At 40.3% G+C, this 21,358-nt stretch carries 23 protein-coding genes and 2 tRNA genes; 3 read left to right on the top strand and 22 right to left on the bottom strand.

Translation table 11 applies throughout. The annotated features are described in order from the left end of the window. Positions 1-19: 19 nt before the first annotated feature. The 14 genes from dusB to spoIIE form a co-directional block, all read right to left on the bottom strand. The gene (dusB, locus tag WDJ61_RS00440; protein WP_338752580.1) at positions 20-1,018 is read right to left on the bottom strand and encodes a tRNA dihydrouridine synthase DusB; all 999 of its coding nucleotides are present in this window, start codon (positions 1,016-1,018) and stop codon (positions 20-22) included. Positions 1,019-1,037: 19 nt separating this feature from the next. Next, the gene (locus WDJ61_RS00435; protein ID WP_338752578.1) at positions 1,038-1,247 is read right to left on the bottom strand and encodes a helix-turn-helix transcriptional regulator; all 210 of its coding nucleotides are present in this window, start codon (positions 1,245-1,247) and stop codon (positions 1,038-1,040) included. Continuing rightward, complete coding sequence (gene folK, locus WDJ61_RS00430; RefSeq protein ID WP_338752576.1) at positions 1,199-1,726, bottom strand: 2-amino-4-hydroxy-6-hydroxymethyldihydropteridine diphosphokinase; 528 nt, start codon at positions 1,724-1,726, stop codon at positions 1,199-1,201. The genes WDJ61_RS00435 and folK overlap by 49 nt, the downstream gene beginning before the upstream one ends. An 11-nt stretch (positions 1,727-1,737) precedes the next feature. Further along, a complete protein-coding gene (gene folB, locus WDJ61_RS00425; protein WP_338752574.1) occupies positions 1,738-2,097 on the bottom strand; it encodes a dihydroneopterin aldolase in 360 nt (119 codons plus the stop codon). A 4-nt stretch (positions 2,098-2,101) separates the two neighbouring features. Further along, complete coding sequence (gene folP / locus WDJ61_RS00420; RefSeq protein WP_338752572.1) at positions 2,102-2,917, bottom strand: dihydropteroate synthase; 816 nt, start codon at positions 2,915-2,917, stop codon at positions 2,102-2,104. Between the two features lie 103 nt (positions 2,918-3,020). Then, positions 3,021-3,947, bottom strand: a complete 927-nt coding sequence (gene cysK, locus WDJ61_RS00415; protein WP_338752570.1) for a cysteine synthase A — start codon at positions 3,945-3,947, stop codon at positions 3,021-3,023. 161 nt (positions 3,948-4,108) lie between these two features. After that, complete coding sequence (gene hslO, locus WDJ61_RS00410) at positions 4,109-4,987, bottom strand: Hsp33 family molecular chaperone HslO (RefSeq protein ID WP_338752568.1); 879 nt, start codon at positions 4,985-4,987, stop codon at positions 4,109-4,111. 16 nt (positions 4,988-5,003) lie between these two features. Next, the gene (locus WDJ61_RS00405; protein WP_338752566.1) at positions 5,004-5,771 is read right to left on the bottom strand and encodes a type III pantothenate kinase; all 768 of its coding nucleotides are present in this window, start codon (positions 5,769-5,771) and stop codon (positions 5,004-5,006) included. A gap of 150 nt (positions 5,772-5,921) precedes the next feature. Further along, the gene (gene ftsH / locus WDJ61_RS00400) at positions 5,922-7,907 is read right to left on the bottom strand and encodes an ATP-dependent zinc metalloprotease FtsH (protein WP_338752564.1); all 1,986 of its coding nucleotides are present in this window, start codon (positions 7,905-7,907) and stop codon (positions 5,922-5,924) included. A 114-nt stretch (positions 7,908-8,021) separates the two neighbouring features. Further along, positions 8,022-8,576: a hypoxanthine phosphoribosyltransferase gene (hpt, locus tag WDJ61_RS00395; RefSeq protein WP_338752562.1), complete on the bottom strand. Its 555-nt coding sequence runs from the start codon at positions 8,574-8,576 to the stop codon at positions 8,022-8,024. A 4-nt stretch (positions 8,577-8,580) separates the two neighbouring features. Beyond that, positions 8,581-9,969, bottom strand: a complete 1,389-nt coding sequence (gene tilS / locus WDJ61_RS00390; protein ID WP_338752560.1) for a tRNA lysidine(34) synthetase TilS — start codon at positions 9,967-9,969, stop codon at positions 8,581-8,583. Positions 9,970-10,054: 85 nt separating this feature from the next. Further along, a complete protein-coding gene (locus WDJ61_RS00385) occupies positions 10,055-11,020 on the bottom strand; it encodes a protein kinase domain-containing protein (protein ID WP_338752558.1) in 966 nt (321 codons plus the stop codon). Beyond that, on the bottom strand, positions 10,989-11,723 hold the full coding sequence (locus WDJ61_RS00380) for a hypothetical protein (protein WP_338752556.1): 735 nt from the start codon (positions 11,721-11,723) through the stop codon (positions 10,989-10,991). The genes WDJ61_RS00385 and WDJ61_RS00380 overlap by 32 nt, the downstream gene beginning before the upstream one ends. 84 nt (positions 11,724-11,807) lie before the next feature. Next, positions 11,808-14,303, bottom strand: coding sequence for a stage II sporulation protein E (gene spoIIE / locus WDJ61_RS00375; protein ID WP_338752554.1), 2,496 nt, complete (start codon positions 14,301-14,303; stop codon positions 11,808-11,810). Between the two features lie 179 nt (positions 14,304-14,482). On the opposite strand from spoIIE, the gene WDJ61_RS00370 reads away from it, so the two are divergent. The 3 genes from WDJ61_RS00370 to WDJ61_RS00360 all read left to right on the top strand — a co-directional run bounded on the left by WDJ61_RS00370 (position 14,483) and on the right by WDJ61_RS00360 (position 15,177). Continuing rightward, a tRNA-Met gene (locus WDJ61_RS00370) sits at positions 14,483-14,559 on the top strand. 18 nt (positions 14,560-14,577) lie between these two features. After that, positions 14,578-14,649 (top strand) — tRNA-Glu (locus tag WDJ61_RS00365). A 117-nt stretch (positions 14,650-14,766) separates the two neighbouring features. Further along, positions 14,767-15,177, top strand: a complete 411-nt coding sequence (locus WDJ61_RS00360; protein ID WP_338752552.1) for a VOC family protein — start codon at positions 14,767-14,769, stop codon at positions 15,175-15,177. A gap of 154 nt (positions 15,178-15,331) precedes the next feature. Here WDJ61_RS00360 and WDJ61_RS00355 read toward each other — a convergent pair whose 3' ends face one another. The 8 genes from WDJ61_RS00355 to spoVT all read right to left on the bottom strand — a co-directional run bounded on the left by WDJ61_RS00355 (position 15,332) and on the right by spoVT (position 21,272). Next, a complete protein-coding gene (locus WDJ61_RS00355) occupies positions 15,332-15,772 on the bottom strand; it encodes a S1 domain-containing RNA-binding protein (protein ID WP_338752550.1) in 441 nt (146 codons plus the stop codon). An 83-nt stretch (positions 15,773-15,855) separates the two neighbouring features. Then, positions 15,856-16,254: an FtsB family cell division protein gene (locus tag WDJ61_RS00350; RefSeq protein WP_338752548.1), complete on the bottom strand. Its 399-nt coding sequence runs from the start codon at positions 16,252-16,254 to the stop codon at positions 15,856-15,858. 16 nt (positions 16,255-16,270) lie between these two features. Continuing rightward, positions 16,271-16,882, bottom strand: a complete 612-nt coding sequence (gene yabQ, locus WDJ61_RS00345) for a spore cortex biosynthesis protein YabQ (RefSeq protein ID WP_338752546.1) — start codon at positions 16,880-16,882, stop codon at positions 16,271-16,273. Next, positions 16,879-17,175: a sporulation protein YabP gene (yabP, locus tag WDJ61_RS00340; RefSeq protein ID WP_338752544.1), complete on the bottom strand. Its 297-nt coding sequence runs from the start codon at positions 17,173-17,175 to the stop codon at positions 16,879-16,881. Before yabP ends, yabQ begins: the two co-directional genes overlap by 4 nt. Before the next feature lie 87 nt (positions 17,176-17,262). After that, positions 17,263-17,526: an RNA-binding S4 domain-containing protein gene (locus tag WDJ61_RS00335; RefSeq protein ID WP_338754636.1), complete on the bottom strand. Its 264-nt coding sequence runs from the start codon at positions 17,524-17,526 to the stop codon at positions 17,263-17,265. Between the two features lie 28 nt (positions 17,527-17,554). Beyond that, the gene (gene mazG, locus WDJ61_RS00330) at positions 17,555-19,018 is read right to left on the bottom strand and encodes a nucleoside triphosphate pyrophosphohydrolase (RefSeq protein WP_338752542.1); all 1,464 of its coding nucleotides are present in this window, start codon (positions 19,016-19,018) and stop codon (positions 17,555-17,557) included. 27 nt (positions 19,019-19,045) lie between these two features. Then, the gene (locus WDJ61_RS00325) at positions 19,046-20,638 is read right to left on the bottom strand and encodes a polysaccharide biosynthesis protein (RefSeq protein WP_338752540.1); all 1,593 of its coding nucleotides are present in this window, start codon (positions 20,636-20,638) and stop codon (positions 19,046-19,048) included. A 97-nt stretch (positions 20,639-20,735) separates the two neighbouring features. Continuing rightward, a complete protein-coding gene (spoVT, locus tag WDJ61_RS00320) occupies positions 20,736-21,272 on the bottom strand; it encodes a stage V sporulation protein T (protein ID WP_338752539.1) in 537 nt (178 codons plus the stop codon). Positions 21,273-21,358: the final 86 nt, after the last annotated feature.

Raw genomic sequence — 21,358 nt, 5'->3', positions numbered from 1 at the left:
TCTATGATCGCCCTGCGCTTTATCCAACTTGACTAGATGCTTCTTTCTCTTCGACGTCCTGAACAAAACCGGACAGCAAGTTCACAAGTTCTTCTCTTGTATCACATAAGTTAATCTCTTTACGTACATGAGCGTTGCCGCGAATACCTTTTAAGTACCAGGCAGCATGTTTTCTCATCTCACGTACAGCAATAAATTCATTTTTCAACTCAATCAATCGATCTAAGTGCAGTAAGCATACATCTATTTTTTCTCGAGCAGTTGGTTCACCCATCAGTTCGCCTGTTTCTAAATAATGAACGGTACGGTAAATCATCCATGGATTTCCAAGTGCCGCGCGACCGATCATGACACCATCAACACCCGTTTCCTCCAACATACGCTTTGCATCTTGAGGGGTTTCAACATCACCATTTCCAATAACCGGAATGTTGACCGCTTGTTTTACTTCTTTAATAATATCCCAGTTGGCATGACCCTCATACATTTGCACACGAGTACGTCCATGAAGGGCAACCGCTTGTCCTCCTGCCCTTTCTACCGCTCGGGCATTTTCTATTGCATAAATATGGTCTTCATCCCACCCCATGCGCATTTTTACTGTGACCGGCTTACTAACAGCATCCGTGACAGCCGAAACCATCTCGTAAATTTTATTTGGGTCAAGCAGCCATTTGGCGCCTGCATCACACTTCGTAATTTTAGGTACAGGACATCCCATATTAATATCAATAATGTCTGCATTGGTGTTCTTATCGACAAAGCTCGCTGCTTGAACGAGAGATTCTCTTTCCCCACCGAAGATTTGTAGGCTGAGCGGCTTTTCTCGCTCATCAATGTAAAGCATTTCTAATGTTTTTTCATTTTGCAAGACAATACCTTTATCACTGACCATTTCAGCACAAACTAAACCTGCACCAAACTCTTTTACTGTCAATCGAAAAGCAGAGTTACACACACCTGCCATCGGAGCAAGAACAACCGGATTTTTCATTTCGATATTTCCGATTTTCAGCATATTTAAATCACCTTTCTATTTATTTATCCGGCGGGCTTAGCTCATCTACTTGAACTTGAAGCGCTTCAGCTATTTGCTGGAGTAGCTTTTCAGTAATAGGACGATATCCTCTTTCTACATCTCCTAACGCAGATACAGGTATACCTATTTGATGAGCAAGCTCTTCCTGGGTAAAACCTTTCAATTTCCTAAAGGCTCGGATACGTCGACCCCATTGATCTGTCTCCAAAGCTGAACACCTTCTTTCCCTTGAATACTATCACTCAGTTCTTCAAGCGTCATACGTGTGCCTGGAAAGCATATTGTTGAATCTATCTCTAATAACGGTATAAGCACAAAAGCACGTTCATGCATTCTAGGATGCGGAACAATTAGTTTCTCTGATTCAATATTGTCTTGATTATATAATAAAATGTCAAGATCTATTGTTCTTGGTCCCCATTTGATTTCTCTTATTCGACCAAGCTGCGACTCAATAGAAAGGCATTTTTCTAACAGTTCTTCTGCACTTAAAGACGTGCGAATTTTTATCGCCATATTTAAAAAACTAGCTTGTTCGGTATATCCTACTGGGTCTGTTTCATAAATAGAGGAAAGTCTTTCAATGGTAATATGCTCCTCGTTCCGAAGACTTGTCAATGCGGCTTGTAAATTCTCAATTCTGTCGCCTAAATTCGTACCGAGCGATAAATAAGCTTTATTTTCCATAGCTCATCCTTCTATCTTTTTCTCGTTATTTCCACCGCTACATGCTGATAATGTCCGGGGATCGGGGGATCAGGTTTAATCACTTTAATCGTACAAGCTTGAACAGCTGAAAGTTTATTCAAAAGAGCCGCCGCTATTTTCTCAGCGATACTCTCCACTAGCTTCAATGGTGGACCTTCTGTGATATCTTTGCAAATTTGATAAACCTCTGCGTAGTTCACTGTGTATTCCAATTGGTCCGTTTCCCCTGCTTGTTGTAGCGACACATCTAAAGTAGCATCTACTCGAAAGCGTTGCCCAAGCTTATTCTCTTCAGGAAAAACTCCATGATATCCGTAAAACTCCATACCCGTTACATAGATCTTGTCCATATTTTCACCCCTTCCCTATTAAGGCATCCATCATTTTCGCCATGCGACTAATTGGCTTAACATCGTGCACTCTTAATATTCCACAACCTTTTTGAATACCAAAACAACAAGTCGCTCCCGTTCCTTCCATCCTTTCTTCTGCTGGAAGATCGAGAATATGACCGATGATTCTTTTTCGTGAAGTACCTAATAGTACAGGAAATCCTAAAGCTGCGACCTTATCCAATTGACTAAGCATCTCTAAGTTTTGATCCATAGTCTTAGCAAAGCCAATTCCAGGGTCAAGAATAATCTGATCCTTCTCTACACCAGCTTTGACCGCAATATTAATGCTTTCATATAAGTCTGCTAATACATCTCTTATGAACACTCCATAATCCATTTGTTCACGATTATGCATTAAAATAATGGGTACTTTTTTCTCCGCTGCTACCGCCGCAATTTCAGGATCTTTCTTCGCTCCCCACACATCATTAATGATATGGGCACCTGCTTCGATTGACTGACGAGCTGTTTCCGCTTTATACGTATCAATCGATAAAGGAACAGGCATTTCAGAAGCCACCGCTTTAATAACAGGTAAGACTCGTTCAAGCTCTTGTTCGAGCGGAACAGGAACATGCCCCGGGCGGGTAGATTCCCCACCGATATCAATCAAATCCGCTCCTGAAGCGACCATCTCTTTCGCATGAGTGACGGCATTGTCAACGAGATGAAACAAACCGCCATCTGAAAAAGAATCAGGAGTGGCGTTTAAAATCCCCATAATATATGTCTTTTGATTAAAATCTAAAAGATGCGCTCCCGCTTTAATTTTCATGATTCCAAAAAGCTCCTTCCGCTTTTTAATCTTTTTTTATTTTACCAAAGAAATGGAGCAAAAAGAAAAAACAGACTGATTTTCAGCCTGTTTTCTTTTATTATTACTCTTCATCAAACTGATAGAGTGGCGTACTTAAGTAACGCTCTCCGTTACTTGGAATAATCGCCAATACTTTTTTGCCTTTTCCCAGCTTGGCTGCTACTTGTAGAGCGGCAGAAATAGCTGCTCCTGAAGAAATACCACCTAAGATACCTTCTTCACGCGCTACTTTACGAGCTATATCAAACGCTTCTTCATTTTCTATTTTAATAATTTCATCATATACGGCTGTATCCAATACTTTCGGCACGAATCCAGCACCGATTCCTTGAATTTTATGCGGGCCTGGCTTGCCACCGGATAAAACTGGTGAATCTGCTGGCTCTACTGCATAAATCTTAATATCTTTGAACTTTTCTCTTAACACTTGACCCGCTCCGGTAATTGTTCCACCTGTTCCAATTCCAGAAACGAAAGCATCTAGCTGATCCATTTGTTCAATAATTTCTTTCCCTGTAGTCCGGCGATGGATTTCAGGGTTGGCTTCATTTTCAAATTGTTGCGGCATAAAATACCCATGCTCTTCTGCGAGTTCTTTTGCCTTGCGAATGGCTCCCCCCATACCTTCAGCGCCTGGTGTCAGCACGAGTTCTGCTCCATATGCACGAAGCAAGTTACGACGCTCCATACTCATCGTTTCAGGCATAACAAGAATCGCACGGTATCCTTTCGCTGCAGCAATCATTGCGAGTCCAATACCTGTGTTGCCACTCGTTGGCTCGATGATTGTGCCTCCTTTTTCTAAACCGCCTTTTTCTTCTGCCGCTTCAATCATTGCTAAAGCAATACGGTCCTTAACACTGCTGCCCGGGTTCATATATTCAAGCTTCAAATAAACATCTGCACTATTTTCATCTACCACATGATTTAACTTCACAATTGGCGTCTGACCGACTAATTCAGCTACTGAATTTGCTATACGTACCATTTTCTCCACCTCAATACCGAGTATTTTTATTGGTTATATAGACTTTACCAGTTTTTTTGAGAAAAGTCAATCTTTTTATCCTTTGAATTCTCAATTATTACAAAAAAACCCGCAAAACAAAATGGTCTTGTCAGGTTTTTCTTGTTAGATGTAATAAAGGATTAATGAGTCTTTTTCTTCATTTCTTTTAGTTCATTCTCGGTAAATAAATACGTTTCATTACAGAAATGGCATTGAGCCTCTGCCTGTCCTTCTTCAGCAATCATCTCTTCAATTTCTGTTTTCCCAAGACCAATAATGGCATTGCTAAAACGTTCTTTTGAACAAGTACATTCAAAACTTACTGGCATCTTCTCTAAAATCTTTACATTCTCTTCTCCTAAAATGCAGAAAAGAATTTCTTCTGGAGTTAAACCTTGTTCAATAAGCTTAGAAATAGGGGTCATGTTTGTAATCTTTTCTTCGATATGAGTGATCGTTTCATCCGTTGCCCCCGGCATAATTTGAATGATAAAACCACCAGCGGCTAAAATCGAATTGTCCGGATTGACAAGCACACCTACACCGACAGAAGAAGGTACTTGTTCAGACACAGCGAAATAGTAAGTAAAATCTTCTCCTATTTCACCGGAAACGATCGGTGTCTGACCTGTGAAATGATCACGAAGCCCAATATCTTTCACGACGGAAAGCATCCCATCTGTTCCGACTGCACGACGAACATCTAACTTACCGTGTTGATTTAAGTCAAAGTGAGTTTGTGGATTCGTCACATAACCTCGAACTGCACCTTTTGCATCGGCGTCAACAAGTATAGCCCCAATCGGTCCGCCACCTTGCACTTTAATCGTAAGCTTTTCTTCACCTTTCAGCATAGATCCCATCATCACACTTGCTGTGATTGTCCGACCAAGCGCTGCGGATGCTGTTGGCCAAGTGTAATGCCTTCTTTGTGCTTCACCGACGGTTTCTGTTGTGTTAGCTGCATACGCACGCATTTGCCCGTCGTAGGCTAAAGCTTTTACTAAATAGTCCTTCATCTAAACACTTCCTTCTTCATCCAATGTTTCGCTTATAAATAAGGCAAAGACCTTTTAAAGTTAAAAACGGATCTACAACATCGATGCTGGTTGATTCTTCAGCAATTAAAGGCGCTAAGCCGCCTGTAGCAATGACAGTTGGATTCTTTTGGCTTTGTGCCTTCATACGGCTAACAATCCCGTCAACTTGGCCGACATATCCAAATAAAATACCTGCCTGCATCGCCGCCACAGTATTTTTTCCTACAATATGATCAGGTCTTGCAATTTCAATCCGAGGAAGCTTAGCCGCTCTTGAATACAAGGCTTCTGTCGAAATATTAACCCCAGGGGCAATCGCTCCCCCCATATAATGTCCATCTTCGTCAATATAACAGTAGGTTGTTGCCGTACCAAAATCGACAATGATAAGCGGACTGCCGTATTCATGAATACCAGCTACCGCATTGACAATCCGATCAGCACCAACTTCGCGAGGATTTTCATATTTAATATTCAATCCTGTTTTGATTCCAGGACCAACAATAAGCGGCTTGATGTTAAAATATTTTTGACACATTTTCTCAAGAGAAAACATAATCGGCGGCACAACTGAGGAAATAATCATCCCATCAATTTGTGAAAAAGTAAGACCTTCATGCTCAAACAGATTCTTAATAACCATGCCGTATTCGTCCTCTGTTTTATTTCGATTTGTTTCAATGCGCCAATGATATTTTAATACATCATTTTCATACACACCTAACACAGTATTTGTATTCCCTACATCCAAAACAAATATCAACTTTTCTCACCACACCATATAAACTTTTTATTTGCTGCCATTCATCATACCACATATGGGCCTAATCATCACTATGACACACCTATGCCAATTGGTCTCTTTTTTTGAAAAAAAAAGACGTCGATCACATAACATCGACGTCTTTTTCATTTAGCTTTTCAGCTCATCATCTTTATTTATTGGAGTGACCGGCTTTTCTTCAGATCCTGCTGTATCTTCCGTTTGAGCTGGTTCCTCTTTTTTCTGCACGTTTACTTTTAATTGATCATTTCCTCGTGCATCTGAAAGTTCTAGACCAGGAAACTTGCTTTCAGGTAAAGTTCCATGATCGGCAAGATGTTTAATTTGAGCGGCATCTAACGTTTCAACGTCAAGAAGTGTGTTCGCAATGACATCTAGCTTATCACGATTCTCTGTTAAAATTTCTTTCGCGCGCTCATAACAATTTTTAATAATATGTTGAATCTCAAGATCGATTTCATAAGCAATCTTGTCTGAATAATTTTGTTCGTTATTAAAGTCACGGCCTAGGAACACTTGACCACCAGACGTTTGGCCAAACTGTAGCGGACCAAGCTTATCGCTCATACCGAACTCTGTCACCATGCGACGAGCGATACCCGTTGCACGCTGGAAGTCATTATGTGCTCCTGTTGACACTTCGCCAAAAACGATATCCTCTGCTACGCGTCCACCAAGTAAGCCTGTAATCTTATCAAGCAACTCTGGTTTTGTCATAAAATAGCGATCTTCTTTCGGAAGCATCACAGCGTATCCACCGGCTTGACCACGAGGAACGATCGTTACTTTATGAACCATTTCTGCTTCATCAAGCACTAAACCAATAACGGTATGTCCCGCTTCATGGAAAGCAACAATTTTTCTTTCTTTTTCGGAAATGACACGACTTTTCTTAGCTGGTCCAGCAATGACTCGATCTGTCGCTTCATCAATATCACTCATGTCGACTTTTTTCTTGTTTCGACGAGCCGCTACAAGTGCAGCCTCGTTCAACAAGTTTTCAAGATCGGCGCCTGAAAATCCTGGCGTTCTCATCGCGATTGCTTTTAAGTCCACTGACCCATCAAGCGGTTTGTTTCGCGCATGAACACGAAGAACGGCTTCACGACCTGTAACATCCGGACGATCAACTGTAATTTGACGGTCAAAACGGCCTGGACGCAATAAAGCGGGATCTAAAATATCTGGGCGGTTTGTTGCAGCAATGATGATAATTCCCTCATTGGCACTAAATCCATCCATCTCAACAAGCAACTGGTTCAACGTTTGTTCACGCTCATCATGACCACCGCCAAGACCCGCGCCACGCTGACGACCAACCGCATCAATTTCATCAATAAAAATCATACATGGCGCATTCTTCTTCGCGTTTTCAAAGAGATCTCGCACACGAGAAGCACCGACACCGACAAACATTTCTACGAAGTCAGAACCACTGATTGTGAAGAACGGTACACCCGCTTCCCCAGCAGCTGCTCGCGCAAGAAGTGTTTTACCTGTACCAGGAGGTCCCACTAATAGGACACCTTTTGGAATTCTAGCACCTAATTCAGAGAACTTACGAGGGTCCTTTAAGAACTCGACAACCTCAACAAGCTCTTGCTTCTCTTCATCCGCTCCAGCCACGTCTTTAAAACGGACTTTTTTCTTTTCATCATTGTACAAGCGCGCCTTGCTCTTACCGAAGTTCATCACTCGGCTACCGCCACCTTGCGCTTGGTTCAACAAGAAGAAAAAGAGCAAGAAAATAATTAAAAACGGAATAATCGTTGTGAAGAAAGAGACCCAACCGCTCGTTTCTTTAGCCGGAAGCACTTCTACTTTTGAGTCTTTAGCAGCTTGGTCCACTCGATTTAACATCGAATCACTATTCATCACATAAGTAAGGAAGTACTCTCCTTCTTTTGCTCCTTTAAACTGACCACGAACGGCATAAACGCCTCTCTCTGGTTGCATTGTAAACGATGCTACTTCATCTTTTTCAAGACTTGAAACAAATTGATCATACGTTATATTTTTATTCGGTTCATTACTGTTATTGAAATAACTAACAACCCCAATAATAACGAGAAATACTAGTAAGTAAAATATGGTATAACGAAATATTCGGTTCATCCTTTACCTCCTCCCACGATAAAAAATACTGTATTCAATACTATCATAGAAAAACTTGGCATTACAACTATTTGGTATGTTGCTTAGCAATTTCATCTGATCCAATCAACCCTCTTATTGCTCTTCCTTTTTTGTATACACTTCAGGCTTCAACACTCCGATATATGGAAGGTTGCGGTATTTTTCATCATAATCAAGTCCGTAGCCTACTACAAAAGCATCTGGCACGTTAAAGCCTACAATATCCGCTTTGATCTTCGCTTTACGTCCTGTTGGCTTGTCTAAAAGCGTCACAATTTTGATGGATTTCGCTTTACGGTAACGGAAAAGCTCCACAAGATAGCTTAACGTTAAACCGCTGTCGATGATGTCCTCAATAATGAGAATATCTCTCCCTTCAACTGAAGTATCTAGATCTTTCACGATCTTTACTTCTCCAGATGAAACGGTCGAACTTCCATAACTAGAAACATCCATGAAATCCATTTCTAAATACGTGTCCACTCTCTTTAACAAGTCAGACATAAATGGCATAGCACCTTTCAGCACACCGATGACAAGAGGGAACTTATCTTTATATTCTTCGGTGAGTTGGCTACCTAACTCTTTAATCTTCTTCTGAATTTCTTCTTCAGAAATCAATATTTGCTCAATATCTTGGTTTAACAATGTGTTATCCTCCTAGCAGATGATTGCTTATATAAATTAAAGTGACATGATGGCCAGTAACTTCAGCCTCATACTTGGACTTCTTTAACCCCGGTACCCATAGCACTTCACCATCGCGATCAGTGATAATCGGCCACTGATCTCGTTTCATTTTGGGAACTTTCTCATCAATAAATAAACGCTTCAGCTTTTTCGAGCCATCCATCCCTTTTGGTGAAATTTTGTCTCCTTGCTTTCTCGTGCGTACATACAGTGGAAGCTTAATCGAATGCGGATCGAGAATGAAACAGTGATCTCTATCCGTAGATTTAGATGCCTCAGCAGTTAGCATAAACTCGCCGCCAAACGGCCAAGTGACACATTCTCCAACCTGTAATGCAAGCCCATATTCTTTCTTTCGTTCCTGTTCAAAACTGAAAATACATTGCTGATACTCACGGCGAACTTTCAACCCATGAGGAAGGTCTAAGCTTCCAGATGGAGATGCCCCTTTTAGCAACTGAAGAATTTGTTGAATATGTATGAAGGAAAACGCTATTTTACCTTTGTAAAGATAATTTAATATTAGATGAATCGCTCTTCTTTGTAAAGGCATAGGCACCGCTATAAACGCATTGATTTGCACTTTTACACTGGCCCCTTCTTTTTCCCATACTTTATGCATATTTGCTTCTGTTAATTCATTTAAAAACTGGTCATCCTCCTTCAATTCCTCGCTAAATCGTTGAAAATGTTCATGCACTTTTGGATTTTCTTTTTTGAAAAAAGGAAGAACTTGATGACGGAAACGATTCCGTGTGTAATCTAATTTATCGTTGCTTGGATCTCTCCTTGGCTCAAGCCCTTCAGCTAAACAGTACTGTTCAATCATTTCTTTCGTTGAAAAAAGCATCGGCCGAATGACTTCCCCCTCTGCAAAAGGGCGTCGCACTGGAATTCCTGTTCTTGCGCTTGCTCCTTTCACCAACTGCATTAAAACCGTCTCTATTTGATCATCTCCGTGATGAGCCAGAGCCAATTTGTTGGCGGAGAGCTTCCGCATCCCTTCTTGAAAAAACTGGTAACGAGCCTCACGGGCTGTTTCTTGCAATCCTGTTGACCGTTTTTCCATCACAGCTGAAACATTCACCTGTTTGGCATAGCAACCGATAGCATGCTTGTCACAAAAGCTTTCAACAAACTGTAGTTCAGAGTAGGATTCTTCCCCTCTGAACATATGATCTAAATGGAGAGCATATACTTCGATCTCAAGCACGTCACGATTGTTGGATAAATAAGACAGTAACGCTAAAGAATCAGGTCCGCCAGACACACCGACAGCTACCTTATCACCTTTTTCAATTAATTGATGCCGTTTTATAAATCGTTTCATCTGCTCTTCAAACGCCAGCATAATTTCCTCTTCTCGATCCTTTTATATTTATGACTATACTATCACTTTTATAAAGGGAAAAACAATTTCTTAAAATCATTTTCCACTACAATAATTCAAGAAAAACATAAAGGGCATACAAGAATGTGATCGTTAAAATAGCAGCTGTTGCTTTGAAATGCTGCCTTATACGCCGCTTCCTTGTTATAGCTGCTCTTCCCGCTGTATATCTCATACCCGTCGCTCTTTTCACTGGGTCATTGCGAACAAGTCCTGGGCTTAATGCTGCCATCAAGTCCGCTCTCATTTGTTGCGCTGATGAATAATCACCTTGGAGAGCATGAATCAATACAGGTGCATAAGGCTTCAGCTCCTTTTTCTGCTTAATACGGGCAATCACTCCTTTCACTCCATGTTCATCTTTATTAAATCGATTTGGATACATAAGGTTAACAGCTACCATAGCCGTAGCAAATATATCGTAGGATGGATCCGCTGTTCGCGAACCTGCTCCCCAATATCCTCTATCAAAAAATTCCGTATATTCCTTCACTGCTCTCCCTTGCTTTGTCGTGCCACCTACATCGATACAACGGAGACGAAAAGGTGGCCCAGCCACAATTAAATTATCTGGCTTAAGATCACCAAATATCCACCCTTCTTGATGGAGTGCTTGTAAATTCTCAAGCAACTGCAAAAGCAATACACCAATCCACGAACTGCCTTTTTTCTCAATGAATGAAGAAAGAGTCGGTCCTTGAACATATTCCATCACGTAAAAAGGATATGTTTTATCACTCGCTTCCCAATCATCCTCATCGACCAAATAAGGCCCGAGGGAAGACCCCTGGACCTTATTAAATGCCTTCAGCACGTTCATTTCAGATGTAATTGAAAGTTGACTACTCAACTTTAAAGCAAGCGATCCTTCTTTACCTTTCACTAAAAAAACAGTACCAGTCGCTCCCCGCCCTAACTCACGCTCAATAACATACGTTTGCTTATGCCACTTCCCACGGATCACCGCCCCTCTCGGCAAACTAAATTGATTCTTCGAAGTATTCATCATCATGCGGCAACCAGCCTTTTTCATTCCGTTTTTGCTTAAATTGTGAGATGGCTTCACGAATAGCAGGGCCTGTCGGTGTTAACCCTCCAGTGGATAGCTTTGAAAACAATGAAGTTAATGATTCTAGCTTCGGTGTCCAATCCAAAAGCTGCTCGACCTCTTTTCTTTTCCCGGGAAATATATATAGCGAAAATAGATTGTTGCCCATTCTGGCATTCATACTTAACGAAAGATCTAGCAATGCTTCTTTCACTGTTGGCAATTTATCTTGCATACTTGCACTCATATCTACTAAAATCAACACCTCTAAATTAGATGTTTCCCCTAACTCCTCCACTACCTCCATCACTTCACCACGTTTTTCAGGAGGTAAAGATTCTATTTCAACGTCACTGCTTAATATTTTCTTTAATTGCTGATTTACCACTCCCTGCAATGTTTGTGTCATTGCTTGGCGAGTTACCATCTGAACCGTATGAGATAGCTGTGTTTTGTAAACGATCTGACTAATTCCACCACCAGATAAAGCAATGTGATCAATTTCTTCCAGCCCTCTTGGATTCTCTGTTTCACGTCCTACAATGCCAATAACATTGACTGTGATCCCTTGTTCAGCCGCTAATGCAGCCATTGCTACTGGGTCTTCACCATGATTCGAACAACCATCTGTCAACAATAATATTTGCTTAATTGTACCTGTTTTCATGAAAATCCCCTCCTACCTAATACGAGTTATTAGTATCCTCGCCGGAAAAAAGAGGAAATATACATATATATCTTTTATCTCTTTTTAAGAGATTTTCTTTTTATTTTTCGAAAAGCTTATATTCATTGGGATAGATGTCCATTTCGGTAAATTATGGGATATTTTTGTCACAACAACTGTCATATCATCCTCAATATCGCCCGCTCTTGTTCGAATCACTTCCTCCATTAGCAAGTCCGCTACTAGTTGCGGATCGTCCGTTTCTAATTCAGCAATCTTTCGTTTCATCCACAGATCATTATTCTCTACGTTTCTTGGCCCTTCAAATACTCCATCACTCATCATAATAACTAAGTCACCTGATTTTAGCTGTTCGCTCACAACATCCACTTCAAATTCCTGAAGAATTCCAATCGGTAAGTTACTCGCCTCCACTTTTATAATTTTACTTCCTCGCTTAATAAAACTAGGAGTAGATCCGACTTTCAAAAAGTTGGCCGTAGCATCTTGCAGATCAATCATCAATAAATCCAATGTAGAGAAAATTTCATCTGTCGTTCGCAGCTGCAAAATCGAGTTAACCGCTTTGATCGCCAACTTTTCTTCAATGCCCGATTTTAATATTTGCTGAAGAAGACGCAGTGTCTCATTGCTTTCATAATGAGCTCTTTCTCCATTACCCATCCCATCACTAATCGCCACTGCATATTTTCCTGCGCCCAGTTCAATTGTCGAATAGCTATCTCCAGAAACAAACCCTCCTCCTTTAGCAGCATGAGCGGCACCCGTTTCTATAGCAAACGCCTTGGCTGAACGGAAAGTGATCTCACAAACTCCACCTAGCCCTCCCTCACATTCTTCTTTATAAACAACAATGTTATCTCCTAGAATATCGGACAACATGGGAGCTAATAGCTTTTGGCATTCCCCATGCTGGTTGCTCGAATAAGGAACTGTCATATCAATATCGACATTGCTTTTTTGCAGGTTATAGATATCAATGTGCTCAATCTCCATGCCAAACGATTCGATCGCTTCAAATATTTGTTCTTCTTGTTGATGATGATTTTCTCTTTCCCTCTGAATCTCTTCGGCAAAGTCACTCATCACTTCTGATACTCCTCGCAGCTGTTCTGCAACAAGCTTTCTGCTATCATATACTTGTTTTTTTAATTTTTGATTTGCTTGGTAGTAAGTAAGCTGCTGGTTAATCGCTTCCTCTACTCGTTTCGGACGAAAGCAATGTTTCTCTAAATCTTTAGTAAGCTTTTGCGAAAGCTTTTCGTTCCCTGCATCGAGCTCATATAACACATCTGTCATTAATTGATAGGTTTGTTGAAAATTAGTTGCCCAGCATTGTTCTTTTTTAAAACAGGTCTGGCATGTTTTTTCTGTCACATGACTTAAAAACATGTCTACCTCTCGTTCTTCACTTTCATCCAAGCTGTTCACATTAAAATGAGAAAAGCTTTTCGATAAAGCTTGAAATACTTCCGAAAACTGTTCAACTCTGTTGGCCGTCACATCTCTCATTTTCATTAAATATTGCTGTTGCTCTTTAGAATGCTCCGCCGTACCAGGAATTAGCTTGGCCAACTGATCGGTAACCATTTTCGGCGTTAAAAATAGAAACATAATGGCTACCAATGATTCATACATCGATGGAGCCAAGGGAATCCCATTTTCACTATACATACCAGCAAGTAGCGTAGCCGTCAGCAGCCCCATAGACACTCCCAGCCTGCGCCACTCTTTCAACAGTCCGCCCAATAACCCAGAAAAGGCGAGTAAACTCATTTGAAAGAAACTAGCTACACTAGCCAGACTGAAAATCAAGCCCGTTACTACCCCGACAGTTGATCCAATCGCCGCTCCAGAAATCAAAGAAAAAACTAACACTAAATACCTTGAAAAAATGTGTTCAATGGACAAGCCATACAGGGACCAGCCAATCGTTCCCGATGTAATAGAAGCGAGTGTAATAATTAAACTGACCACCTCTTCCATTTTTAAAGATTTGACTCGTTTACTAAGTGCTAAAAACGGAATGCTCTGCATAAAAATAAGTGTCAAAACAAAAGCGAGCGAGGCTTCAATTGCACCCATCAATACATCATATCCACTAAGCACATAACTGTTTTGAATATAAGCTAATCCGAAATCTACAGCTAACACAGTAAAAAGAACAAGAAATGGAAGGGAGATTGTATCTTGTTTAGCGAAATTCCTAAATAGGCGATGGGCTACTAAAAAGAGCATAATTGTAGCAAAGGAGTAACTGATTTGCTCAATGGATAAAGTAAGAGATCCGGCAAGTATGCCAATAAAAGCCAAAGGGGCAGACTCTCTCCTCAACATGAAAACGGCTACAAAAAAGGGTAGAGCAAAAGGAGTTAAATGCGAAAGGATCAATGCACGGCCCAGCAAAAATCCGATCAGTAAAAAGATAAATCCTTTTTCAAGCAGCCATTCCTGCAGTTGAAAAATCATTTTTTTCAACCCTTGGAACACTTCTAACTTCCTCTCCTCTAAATCTACTTGACCGACTGGTTCCACTATGTCTCTTTCCACTCTCTCCATAGTTAGCACCTCTATTCGTTTTTCTTTGTTGATCATTATAAAGAAGCACAAGATAAAACTTTGTCAAAATGAGAGACTTGCCCCAAAAAAGTGTTCGACAATATGCACGCGAAAAATGATTGACAATTGATTATCTCGTAAAGTATTATATTCATTGTGCTTCAAATAATCATTTTTATGGCGGCGTAGCTCAGCTGGCTAGAGCGTACGGTTCATACCCGTGAGGTCGTGGGTTCGATCCCCTCCGCCGCTACCAAAATAGCAAACTCTATTAGGCCCGTTGGTCAAGCGGTTAAGACACCGCCCTTTCACGGCGGTAACACGGGTTCGAATCCCGTACGGGTCATCGGCAAAAAAACCCAGATGTTTTTGAATCCAAGCGGTTCAAACGCATCTGGGTTTTTTATTGACATTCATTATACTACACCCTATATTTATCTTATAAATGAAAGGAGTGAATTTCTTGAAAGGACAAGTAACACCTTATTTAACATTTAACGGAAATGCACGTGAAGCGATAGATTTTTACGCCAACACATTTCAAGCTGAAATACAAGGCATTCAAACATTTGGAGAAGCGGATTTTCCAACTCCTCCTGAAGCGGCAGAAAAAATTATGCATGCTCGATTCGGAAAAGGCGATTTTGTTATCATGGTATCCGATTCATTTTTAGGACAACGCGTTGAATCCGGTAATCAAATTTCACTTGCTCTTACGTTAGAAACCGAACAGGAAATTCAATCCATTTACGATACTCTTCGCCAAGATGGCACAGTTCTCATGGAGCTTCAAGATACTTTTTGGAACTCAAAATTCGCTAAGGTACAAGACCGTTTCGGCGTTATCTGGGATCTTGACTATCCAAAAGCGTAAACGCAGTAAACATTGACCTATCCTGTAAAACAAATAACATTTTAAAAATAAAAAGCTGTCTCAAAGCTTGGACGTCCAAGCTTTTGAAACAGCTTTTTTTGTGAATGAAACGCTTAAGAACAATCTATTAAATAATAGTTTGAATAGGCAGCAATTAACTGCGTTTCGCGCCTCTTCCGCCACGCCGTGATTCTGTTTGGCGCTTTAAAGTTGACAGACGGTCTTCACTATCCTTTAGAAAACGAGCCATTTTCTGTTCAAAATTTTCTTTTGGAGGAGTATAATTTCCTCTTGGCCCTTTAGAACGAAAATCATTATTTTTTGGACGAGGGCGATAGGACTGTTGTTGTTGCTGTGGCTGGTCTTTCGCTTTGCGGATGGACAAGCCGATCTTTCCATCACTCTCCACATTAATAACCTTTACTTCCACTTCATCGCCAACTTTTAAGTGATCGTTAATATCTTTCACATAATTGTCCGCTACTTCACTAATGTGTACTAATCCAGTTGAGCCTCCTGGCAGTTCAACAAACGCTCCGAATTTAGTGATGCCTGTCACTTTACCTTGTAACTTGCTGCCTACTTCGATTGACATAAAAAAATTTTTCCTCCTTAGAAATGATCGAACTTTACATTATATTATATTACGTAAAAAAAAGGTGTCAATATAGCCTCTGCTTATTCTCCCGGCTTTTCACCTTTTTCGTCAGCCTCAGGAATATTAAAAATGATTTCTCCTTCATCTGATAAAAAGTAATTCTTTCTTGCAAGCTCTGCAATATATTCATCATCATTCAATCTTTCAAGCTCTTCTTCATACTGCTTTTGTTGCTTTTCCAATTCAACAAGTGATGCTTGTGCCTCTTCTTTTTGCTTCTGTTTCTCTTCCAAGTTAGCGGATTGAGCAATCAGTGTAGATCCAAGACCCGCAATAATAATGAGTGCTAAAATAGAGAAAGCTGCAAGCCTTCTATATAACTTTTTCTTATACCTTGCTACAAACAGTTCTCTTTTCGTCCAGTTGGAAACAAAAGCGTTTTTCAAGGCTATCACCTTTTGTTTATTTAATCCGCTCATCCTTCTTCCTCCCGGCTTATTTATTCCAACGTTTTGTTATATTGATTAATTGATTCTTGGTAAGTAGAAAAACTCCTGCTATTTTTTTATTTATATCCGCTATTTTGTTGCGAATACGCAACGGTAACAGCTTCAAAATTAGGCCAACAGGAAAAAATATTACCTTTCCTATAAATAATAATAGGTGAAGACACATTTTGGCAAGAGTTATCACACCTGTTCCCATCAAACTTATACAATTAATCATCCATTTACATAAGATGACTACTGGCCAAATGAGTAAAAAGTAAATCGTCTTCTTGATCAAAATGGATATCTTTGTGAAAAATAAGATGATCCACTCTAGAATTTTCAAATAAATGGATTTGAATAATGCCTGATAGGCGGCAAAACCACAGAGCGCAGCTAAAAAAACATACACGCGGATTTCCCCATAGTTAATCTTATATAGACTGTAAAACAGGAAGCCAGCATAAAGGCACCAGAAGATCACATCGCTAATAAAGGTGATCCAGCGAGAGCGGGTCGGTCTTTGTAAAAACCGCTGATACGTATCTAGTAACGCACCAAAAATCCATCCCATGACGATCATGGCAATCATCGTTTCGAACTGAACAGAAAGATTCATTTGAATAACTTATTAAACAAGCCTTTTGATTTTTCGCCCGCCGAATGATCGGAATAAACGAAGCTGAAAATCGTGCCTTTAATGGATACTAACCCCTTGTCCACATCTAAATTCTTCATCTGCAAGTTTTGACCTTTTATAGATAGATCCCCCATCACAGTTGTTAATAAAAACTCTTCACTATCAAAGCTTTCAACCTGCTTCACTCCAGTGATTTCTAATAGTTTTCTTCCTCGCATGACCACATCATGTTCCGCCGTACCTTTATCATGAAAATCATATAATTGATTCATCCTTCTCCCCCTCATCGTGGAAAGTACAAGCTTTGCCACTAAATGTATGCAGGAGGAAGCGAAACTATGTAATAAAGATAAGAAGCTTTATTGCTCGTTTAATCTTTCTTCTTTCAAGAGTTTGTACATCCCCGCGGCTTCCTCTTTCTTTGTCGTTTCCTGTAGCTTCTCTACTTGAACGGTGAGCAAACGTTGGCCTAAACGAATGATCAATTCATCACCCTCCTTTACATTGGAGCTTGCTTTTGCCGCTGTGCCGTTAATCATAATTCTTCCTTGGTCAGCTACTTCTTTCGCTAATGTTCTTCTTTTAATAATTCTTGATACTTTTAAAAATTTATCTAATCTCATTGTGCTCATGATCTTCTCTCCTTTTCTTTTATAAGCCTAGCTGTTTAGCCTCGTTCCAAAAAGCATCTAATTCGTCTAGCGTATATTCATTAAATGTTTGTTCATTCTCTTTTACCCGTTTTTCCACATGGGCAAAACGACGATGAAACTTTTCATTTACTGCAATTAACGCTTCCTCTGGATGAATGGCGTAAAAACGAGACACATTGACAAGTGCAAACAACAGATCACCAAACTCTTCAAGCAATCGAGCTTGGTCTCCACTCTTCACTTCATCAAGAAATTCTTTCCACTCTTCCTCCACTTTATCAAGTGCCCCTTGAGCATCTTCCCAATCAAATCCTACTTTCGCCGCTTTCTTCTGCAATTCATAGGCACGAAGCAACGCTGGTAGCCCTTTCGCTACTTCATCAAGCAGAGCTGTCTCTTTTGTTCCTTTTTCCTGCTGTTTAATCTCCTGCCAGCTGGCGATGACTTGTTCGGCATCTTCCACTATTTTTTCTCCAAATACATGGGGATGGCGGCGAATCATTTTTTGAGCGAGAGATTCAATAACGTCCTCAATGGAAAACATCCCTTCATCTTCTCCAATTTGAGCATGAAGTAACACTTGTAAAAGGACATCGCCAAGCTCCTCGATCATATTGTCATCATCTTGGCGGTCAATCGCATCAAGAAGTTCATATGCTTCTTCAATTAAATATTTTTTCAACGACTCATGCGTTTGCTCTCGATCCCATGGACAACCATCTGGTGCACGAAGCTTGGCGATAATTTGCTGAAGCACTGCAAATTCTCGATACGTTTGTTCCTCTTTTTTCACTGGTGGGACATAAAGCGATGTTAAATTATTTAGTTCAACTTGATGATCTAATTCATATAAAGGAACCTTCTTGACAACTTGCTCTGAGCTACCTGCTGCTGTCACAATATAGACTTCATATTCATCTGGGTACTTCTCCATTAAAGTAAGCTTCACGTCAGAGGCAACAAAAGCATCATATACTTGAGCGATCACCACATGTTGAAAAATATTTACATCATCTTTACTTAAAGACGTTCCATCTAAAAATTGAAATCCATCGATCGGGTCCGCTTCAATGGAAGTGAATAAAGCGTCAAGAAAACTTTGTCCGCCCGCAATCGAGATATCCCATTCTTGTGATCTCCCTTTTTCCAACAACAATTGCACCGTTTTTTCTGCGACGATTGGGTGACCTGGAACGGCATACACTACTCCATCTTCCTTTGTTGCTGCCAAGATTAACTCCGCTACGATTTCTTCATACACTGCCTCAAATTGATCATGCTTTTCGTATACATCATCAAAGCTATCAAATGATACACCCTCTGCTTGAAGCTCAGTAATAACTGGATGATCGATTGTTCGTGCATATACCTTATTTGTTCTTTTTAATAATTTATATACACCTAGTGGAAGTTGATCGAGCTCTCCTGCTCCAAGACCGACAATCGTAATCGAATGAGTCATATTCATCACTCTCTTTCTTGAAAAGTATTATTTGATTTTATGGCTGATTCTCTTTAATTTATCTCCAAAAGGGATTTGCAACCATTCTTCTTCTGTAAATAAGTTAACTTTCATCATTGTATAAATAAATACACATGCACCTATTGCTACACTACTCAGTGCAAGAACAGTCATTTGTAGGCGATCCATTTCATTTGAAAATAAAAGATATTCCATTACCACTCGCCATATTTGTAAAGCTACTGTCATCACGGTCACAGAAAATAATGCTTTATACAGAAAGGTTGTATGTATCAATGGGATTTTCAGTTGACCTCGAATGCAAAAAGCAAGGAAGATAGTGATGACACATAAAGCAAGGACGGTAGAGATAGCCGCACCCGCTGTTCCATACAAAGGAACAAGTAGTATATTTCCAATATACTTAACAAACACCCCGATGACTACTGCTAAAGCAGGAATAATGTCTTTATCTATACTTTGTAATATCCCCGAAAAGGTTAGGATAACGGAACTAAACAAAATGGACACACAAAAAATAGACAGCACGAAAGACCCTTCGCTGTTTTCAAATAGCATCGTATTGACGGCATCCATAATATTGATCAAACCAACAGTAGCTGCTAACCCAATGGTAATACTGATCTTCACAGCCAGTTGCATATACTCTCTGACTTCCTGTTGTTGATTTTTTTGAAAAGCGGACGTCACAAGCGGAACGAGCGTCAACGATAGTGAAACAGCGGCTACCGTTCCAAGCTGTAGCAGTGGTTGACCGCGATCATAAATGCCTTTTGCAATTTTCGCCTCTACATCGCTAAGTCCCGCTTGAAGCAGCCCGCTGTATAAATGAAATGAGTCCACTAACTGGAGCAACACGAGCATCATACTTGATAGGCAAATTGCCGTACCTTGAACGATTAACAGGCGGATTTCTCTCTTATGGAATCCGTTCTTTTTCGGCCAACCAAGCTTGGTGGTAGAATATCTTTTCCTTATAAAAAAGAACAGCACGAACATCCCAGCTAGACTGCCAGCCAAGGAACCGGCCATTGCTCCAGCACCTGCTACATACAGCGAATATCCTTGGTCAATCATAAGATAAGAAAATAGCAGTATGCCTCCTACTCGAATCAATTGTTCCACTACTTGTGATACGGCTGTCGGAGCCATATCTCCTATCCCTTGAAAAGCGCCGCGCCATACAGTTAAAAATGGCATAAGTAAAAAGGAAAAGGCAACAAGTCGAATCATCGGAGTCAGCCCCATATCTCCCATATATTTCGCAATTGTATTGGCACCAAAAAAGATAATAGAGAATAACAATACCCCTAACACACTAATCATAGTGAATGACAGTCGAGCGATTCTCTCCACATGCAGATGGTCCTCTTCTTTTTCTGCTACTAACTTAGAAATAATAATTGGAAAGCCATAGGTAGATAAAGCAACGGCAATTCCATATAACGGGTACACCTGCTGATAAATATAAAAACCGATATCCCCTACGATATTTTGATAAGGAACGCGGTAAATAGCACTTAAGATTTTGACAAAGATTGCCGCCATCGTTAAAATAACGGCTTCTCGCATAAAAGATTTTTGATTACCACTTGGCAATGAACTACACCTAGCCCTTCTAAACAAGCTATTACAAATTTAAATGATATCAACAAAAAAAGGAAGCAGCTCGTTTTCTTACTGCTTCCTTTCCTTGTTATTGTTCCATTTGTTTCGCTAAAAAGCTAGCTGCTGTTTCAGAAGATTTTTTCTCTACTTCACTCATGGTTCTCTCCGTTGAAAAAATCAAGACGACCCCAATAGCATCTCCATTGGCAATGATCGGAGCGACCGTATACGATTGCATATTTTCTTCCCGTCCATCGACAATTTCAACCGGACCATGTGGGTTATTTAATGCTGGCTGTCGCTCATTGATCGCCGCCTCAATTAATGATCCCACACTTTTATTCATATATTCTTTTTTCCCTACACCTGCGGTCGCAATAATTGCATCGCGATCACAAATCAATACATTGCTATTCAAACTATCATGTAACGCTTCGGCATATTCTTGAGCAAAGTCACCTAATTCACTAATTGGGGAGTATTTCTTTAATATCACTTCCCCGTCACGATCAACGAAAATCTCTAGAGGATCTCCTTCTCGTATCCTTAACGTTCGGCGGATTTCCTTTGGGATAACCACCCGCCCTAAATCATCAATTCGACGAACAATACCAGTTGCTTTCATCTTGTTGCCTCACTTTCATCAGATGATTTTTTGGACAATGAATAAGCGATTTTTCATCGATATTCCTGCCACATTGATGTTATTAT

The organism is Bacillus sp. FJAT-52991 (assembly GCF_037201805.1).
GTDB classification, from domain to species: domain Bacteria; phylum Bacillota; class Bacilli; order Bacillales; family Domibacillaceae; genus Bacillus_CE; species Bacillus_CE kandeliae.
The sequence above is the reverse complement of the archived record's forward strand: the minus strand, read 5'-3'. Positions and strand labels throughout refer to the sequence as shown.